The 5,409-nt window shown below is 30.6% G+C and carries 8 protein-coding genes and 1 pseudogene; 8 read left to right on the top strand and 1 reads right to left on the bottom strand.

Annotated features, from left to right (window positions below; genetic code table 11):
* Positions 1-150: 150 nt before the first annotated feature.
* From B3R94_RS07270 to B3R94_RS07235, 8 genes are read left to right on the top strand one after another with little or no spacing between them, the layout of a single operon-like run.
* On the top strand, positions 151-597 hold the full coding sequence (locus tag B3R94_RS07270; protein WP_219033967.1) for an SRPBCC domain-containing protein: 447 nt from the start codon (positions 151-153) through the stop codon (positions 595-597).
* A 21-nt stretch (positions 598-618) separates the two neighbouring features.
* Positions 619-1,026 carry an SRPBCC family protein gene (locus B3R94_RS07265; RefSeq protein WP_291099725.1) on the top strand — a complete coding sequence of 136 codons (408 nt, stop codon included), beginning with the start codon at positions 619-621 and terminating at the stop codon, positions 1,024-1,026.
* 12 nt (positions 1,027-1,038) lie between these two features.
* On the top strand, positions 1,039-1,431 hold the full coding sequence (locus B3R94_RS07260) for a VOC family protein (RefSeq protein ID WP_291099722.1): 393 nt from the start codon (positions 1,039-1,041) through the stop codon (positions 1,429-1,431).
* 3 nt (positions 1,432-1,434) lie between these two features.
* Positions 1,435-1,890, top strand: a complete 456-nt coding sequence (locus tag B3R94_RS07255; protein WP_291099719.1) for a hypothetical protein — start codon at positions 1,435-1,437, stop codon at positions 1,888-1,890.
* The gene (locus B3R94_RS07250; protein WP_291099716.1) at positions 1,845-2,825 is read left to right on the top strand and encodes a DUF1801 domain-containing protein; all 981 of its coding nucleotides are present in this window, start codon (positions 1,845-1,847) and stop codon (positions 2,823-2,825) included. The genes B3R94_RS07255 and B3R94_RS07250 overlap by 46 nt, the downstream gene beginning before the upstream one ends.
* On the top strand, positions 2,825-3,289 hold the full coding sequence (locus tag B3R94_RS07245) for a DUF1801 domain-containing protein (RefSeq protein WP_038330627.1): 465 nt from the start codon (positions 2,825-2,827) through the stop codon (positions 3,287-3,289). Before B3R94_RS07250 ends, B3R94_RS07245 begins: the two co-directional genes overlap by 1 nt.
* A 3-nt stretch (positions 3,290-3,292) precedes the next feature.
* Positions 3,293-3,949 (top strand): DUF2461 domain-containing protein, encoded by a 657-nt coding sequence (locus B3R94_RS07240; protein WP_291099714.1) that lies wholly within the window; start codon positions 3,293-3,295, stop codon positions 3,947-3,949.
* 27 nt (positions 3,950-3,976) lie between these two features.
* Positions 3,977-4,375: a VOC family protein gene (locus tag B3R94_RS07235; protein WP_291099711.1), complete on the top strand. Its 399-nt coding sequence runs from the start codon at positions 3,977-3,979 to the stop codon at positions 4,373-4,375.
* A gap of 776 nt (positions 4,376-5,151) precedes the next feature.
* Here the strand turns inward: B3R94_RS07235 and B3R94_RS07230 are convergent.
* Positions 5,152-5,409 (bottom strand): annotated as a pseudogene (locus B3R94_RS07230) (osmotically inducible protein OsmC); the annotation flags it as partial.

The raw sequence follows: 5,409 nt of genomic DNA, 5'->3' as shown, positions 1-5,409 counted from the left end.
ATAAATGTAAAAAACTTTTAAATTTTACACTTATAAATCGAATTATTTTCTACAAATGATTTCAATATCGATAAAGTTTTAATTATTTTTTATGAATTCGAAAATTCGAACACTTTTTTTGACTAAATTAGTTAGCCAAAATCAATTGAAATGAAGTTAACTGCAAAAGCAACAATTCAAATTCAGAAACCTAAAAATGAAGTTTTTGATGCGATTGTTAATCCAAATAAGATGAATCAATATTTTATCGCTTCTTCTACGGGTGCTATCGAAACTGGAAAAATTGTTGAATGGAAATTCCCTGAGTTTGATGATATTTTTCCTGTAATGGGAGGCGATTTAAAACAAGATGAATACATTTCGTTTGATTGGAGTGGCGGTGTTGATGATATGTTGGTGGAAATTTTTCTTGAAAAAGGAGAAAATGATTCGACAATTGTCAAAGTCATTGAACATGAAATGAATGATGATGAAGCTGGAATTAAGCAATTGATGGGACAAACAGAAGGTTGGGCTAATTTCTTGGCTTGTTTGAAAGCTTATCTCGAATATGGAATTAATTTGCGCAAAGGTGCTTTTGATTTTATGAAACCTTAAAAATGAACAAAAGACATACGTATGATCACAATCGAAACAATAATAAATGCTCCAATAGATCAAGTTTGGAAAGCTTTTAATTCTCCTGAAGATATTGTAAAATGGAATCAAGCTTCTGATGATTGGCATTGTCCGAAAGCAGAAAATGATTTGCAAGTTGGTGGAAAATTAAACAGTACGATGGCTGCGAAAGATGGCAGTTTTCAATTCGAATTTGAAGCTAAATATGATGAAATCATTCCAAATAAATTTATTCGTTATTACATTGCAGATGGTCGTAAGGTTGAAATTAATTTTCATGAAGAAAATAATTTAACCAAAATCACAGAAAAATTTGAACCAGAAAGTCAAAATCCTACTGAAATGCAGCAACAAGGTTGGCAAGCTATTTTGAATAGTTTCAAGAATTATGTTGAATCGAATCGATAAAAATAGTAGAAGATGGAAGAAAATAAATCGAAAATTGGTCAAATGGTTTGGGCTGATTTAACTGTTGAAAATTCGACTGAATTAAAAGATTTTTACAAAGAAGTGATTGGTTGGGAAGTCAAAAATGTTGCGATGAAAGATGGTGAAGAGGAATACAATGATTATACAATGATGTCTTCTACAGAAAATGCGGCTGGTGGAGTTTGTACGAAACGTGGCATGAATAAAGGAATTTCTTCGCAATGGATTATGTACATTAGTGTAGATAATGTTGCGGAAAGTTTGCAAAAAGCGTTGGAAATGGGAGGGAAATCTATTCATGAGATTAAAAGTAAAGAAGGAAATCTTCAATTTGCAATTATAGAAGATCCTGCTGGAGCTGTTTTTGGATTAGCAAATGCTTAAAATATGAAAAAAGTATCGTTTACAGAAGTTATTTATGCGCAGCCTAAGCATGTGCATAAAGTAATGATTGCACCAGATTCGTATAAAATTTGGACGAAACCGTTTAGTGAAACTTCAGATTTCAAAGGAGATTGGTCCGAAGGTTCTCATGTTTATTTCACTTATGAAACCGAAAAAGGTTCGGCTGCGATGATTGCTACAATAGATGAAAATATTGTAGGAAAATCAATCAAAATGCGTCATATCGGAAAGCTGAACGAAGATGGTCAAGAGATTTTTGATGGACCAGAAATTGATGCATGGAAAAATACAGAAGAAACGTATAAAATGGAAGATGTTGAAGGTCATACACGATTAACTTGTTCAGTAGAAATAGATGATCAGGTTTTTCCAGAAACTCAAGTCAGAGAAATGTGGATAAATGCACTACGCAAGCTGAAAGAGATTTGCGAGGAATAATGATGATGACAGATAATTTTACAACTATTGATGAATATATTCTTGGGTTTGATCAAGCCAAACAAGATATTTTAGAAAACATAAGAAAAATTATTTACGAAGTTGTACCACAAGCAACAGAAACGATTAATTATAAAATGCCCACTTTCCGATTAAATGGAAATGTGATTCATTTTGCGATGTTCAAAAATCATGTAGGGATTTATCCTGGAGCTGAAACAATCGAACATTTTCAAAATGATTTGACGGATTATAAAACATCAAAAGGTGCGATACAACTTCCTTTGGATAAAGCTTTACCGAAGAAATTATTGAAGGAAATTGTGTTGTATAAGGTTAATTTGATGAAAGATCTAAAAACTGGAGAATGGACAAAATACAAAGGAAATTGGACGCAAGCGAATGAGAAAATTCAACAAGTTGTAAATGAAACAGAACTTGTAAAAGAGTTTAAATGGGGTGGAGATATTTATACGTTCAATAAGAAAAATGTGTTGGCATTTAGTGGTTTCAAAAATCATTTTGCGTTGTGGTTTCACAATGGCGTTTTCTTGAAAGATCCATACAAAGTTTTGGTGAACGCAAATGAAGAAAAAACGAAAGCTTTGCGTCAATGGCGATTTAATTCTGCCGATGAAATTGATGTCGAAAAAGTAAGAGAATATGTCTTAGAAGCGATTCAATTGGTGAAAGATGGAAAAGAAATAAAACCTCAAAAATCTACGCCAAAAGAAGTTGATGGGATTTTGAAAGAAACTCTAAATCAAAACAATAAATTATTTACTTCATTTAAAGCTTTAACTTCAGGAAGACAAAAAGAATACATCGAATATATTGATGAAGCAAAACAAGAGAAAACGAAAATTTCTCGCATCGAAAAAATAAAACCTATGATTTTAGAAGGAAAAGGTTTGAATGATAAATATCGAAAATAATGCAATATGAAGTCGCAAATTTAGAAGAATATTTAACGTCAATTCCAGTAGAAAGAAAAGAAGCTGTTGAGAAATTAATTAAAATTTTGGCAGATAAATTACCCACTGGTTTCGAGTTGCAGTTGAGCTATGGTCATCTTGGGTTTGTTGTACCGTTTTCACTTTATCCGAATGGTTATCATTGCGATCCGAAATCACCGTTGCCGTTTATCAATATTGCTTCTCAAAAGAATTTCATTGCGTTATATCACATGGGAATTTATATGGACAATAAATTGCTGAATTGGTTTGTTGATGAATATCCAAAATACTCAAAACGTAAATTAGATATGGGAAAAAGTTGTATTCGTTTCAAAAAAGTAGAGGATATTCCGTTTGAATTAATCGGAGAATTAGCGCAAAAAATTACGCCACAACAATGGATAGAAAATTATGAAAAAGTACTACTTAATCGAAAAAAATAAATCATGTCACAAATCGATAAATTTTTAAAAAAATTAGAAAAAAATAATAACCGCGAATGGTTTACAGAACATAAAGTTGAATTTGATACAGCGAAAGCTGAAGCAGATTCAATTTTCAATGTGATTTACCAAGAATTAAGTAAAAAGGAAGAATTAGAACCGCTTAAAATTTATAGAATTTACAGAGATGTTCGTTTTTCTCACGATAAAACTCCTTATAAAACTCATTTTTCTGCACAAACAGGTCGAAAGAAACCACAAAATAGAGGAGGATATTATTTCCATATTCAACCGAATCGTAATTTTATAGGTGTTGGTTTTTGGGGACCAGAGCGCGATGATTTGCTTCGTATTAGAAAAGATATTGAAGTTTCGGATGAATTAGCGAAGATTTTGCAATCAAAAATGATTCAGAAAGAATTTGGTGAAATGCAAGGAGATGAAGTGAAATCTGCTCCAAAAGGTTTTTCTAAAGATCATGAACGAATTGAATTATTACGTAAAAAGCAATATTTATTCATCAAGAATTTTACGGATGAAGAAGTTTTAGCAAAAGATTTTCCACAGAAAGTGGCAAAATCAATTCAAGTTCTTCAACCATTTTTAGATTATATGACCGAGGTTCTAACAACCGATGAAAATGGTCAACCATTATACTAAAAAAATAATCACAAAAAATACAATATTATGGCTAAAGTACACGCTTACTTAAATTTTAACGGAGATTGCGAAAAGGCATTTCAGTTTTATGAAACTGTTTTTGAAACGCAAAATATTGGGATGTATAAAATGGGAGATATGCCGCCAAGTCCAGAATTTCAGATTCCAGAAAGTGCAAAGGATAAAGTTTCGCATGTGGCATTGTTTATTAATGAAACAACAATGTTAATGGGTTCTGATATTATTGAAGAATTTGGACATCAATACAAAGCTGGAAATAATAATTACATTATGCTTGATGTTGATAATCCCGCAGAAGCGCATCAATTATATGATCGTCTTTCGGTAAATGCAAAATCGTTAGAAATGCCTTTGGCTGAGCAGTTTTTTGCTGAGCTTTATGCGTCTTTTATTGATCAAGTTTGAACATTTTGGATGATTCATTTCGAAGGATATAAAGCACATTCGATGTAAAATAAAATATTGTACTATTATTACAGATTTAATAACGAAATTGAACCTTAATAAAATAAGTATGAAAGATTATCGAATTCATTTTTACAATCAAATTTTGGTGAAATCTTATTTATATCCATGAAATATAGCTTTTTACTTTTAATAATTATTTTTACTTCGTGCAATTCGTATAATGTAAATCGCCTCGAAAAAAATATTTCTTTAAATGAAAATAATACTGTTCAACTTAATTTAGAGGAACAAAAAATTATGTCATTATAAAGAATGATTTTCCAGAGGGTACAGATAAACTTCATGAAAAAATTGACCAATCTGTAAAAGGATTATTTAATGATGAAAATACGATTGTTAATTCATTAGAATTTTATGATGAATACTATAAGTCTGATGAATTTATGAATTTTATAAATCATGATACTTACTATGATTATGCATTTATTGTAGAGTTAAAAGTAGAACCGTATATTCAAGTAGCTCAGTATCTAAGTCTTAATAAAGCGAAATTACCTGAAGAAGGAAAAGTAGATATGGCATTGCTTTACAGGTTCTTAATTTAAAAAATAGAGAGTTATTATTTTCTCAGAAAATAAATTTTGAGTTAAATAATACAACATTAACTAAATCTCCAGAATTTATTACTTCTTATGAGGAAAATTATTTTATTAATAATTTTTCAGATATTTTTAGGAATATAATAAATTATTAAAACCGAGTTTAGCTCGGTTTTATTTCGCGCTACATTTTGCGTGATGATATACATGAAAATTGCATGAATTCCCAATAAAACACAATTCATTTGCCTTTTTATGTAGCGAAAGTGCTAACTCAGTTTGTGATGAATCAGAAATAATAATTTCAGGAAATAAATCTATTTTTACAATCTTTCCGCTTCCGTCAGGATTAACTTGCAATGTGGCCTGCGAATGATCTTGGTAAGAAATTACATCAATTTTATGTGCTTTTTGCACAACACTAAATATAGC

Origin of the sequence: Empedobacter sp. UBA7611 (assembly GCF_002484365.1) — a bacterium.
Classification (GTDB): domain Bacteria; phylum Bacteroidota; class Bacteroidia; order Flavobacteriales; family Weeksellaceae; genus Empedobacter; species Empedobacter falsenii_B.
Note: the sequence above shows the minus strand (reverse complement) of the source record. Positions and strands in the feature narration are given on the sequence as shown.

What these genes read in the sequence shown, in the direction of transcription:
- B3R94_RS07270 (WP_219033967.1), top strand. Translation starts at nt 151, where the DNA reads ATGAAGTTAACTGCAAAAGCAACAATTCAAATTCAGAAACCTAAAAAT.
- B3R94_RS07265 (WP_291099725.1), top strand. Translation starts at nt 619, where the DNA reads ATGATCACAATCGAAACAATAATAAATGCTCCAATAGATCAAGTTTGG.
- B3R94_RS07260 (WP_291099722.1), top strand. Translation starts at nt 1,039, where the DNA reads ATGGAAGAAAATAAATCGAAAATTGGTCAAATGGTTTGGGCTGATTTA.
- B3R94_RS07255 (WP_291099719.1), top strand. Translation starts at nt 1,435, where the DNA reads ATGAAAAAAGTATCGTTTACAGAAGTTATTTATGCGCAGCCTAAGCAT.
- B3R94_RS07245 (WP_038330627.1), top strand. Translation starts at nt 2,825, where the DNA reads ATGCAATATGAAGTCGCAAATTTAGAAGAATATTTAACGTCAATTCCA.
- B3R94_RS07240 (WP_291099714.1), top strand. Translation starts at nt 3,293, where the DNA reads ATGTCACAAATCGATAAATTTTTAAAAAAATTAGAAAAAAATAATAAC.
- B3R94_RS07235 (WP_291099711.1), top strand. Translation starts at nt 3,977, where the DNA reads ATGGCTAAAGTACACGCTTACTTAAATTTTAACGGAGATTGCGAAAAG.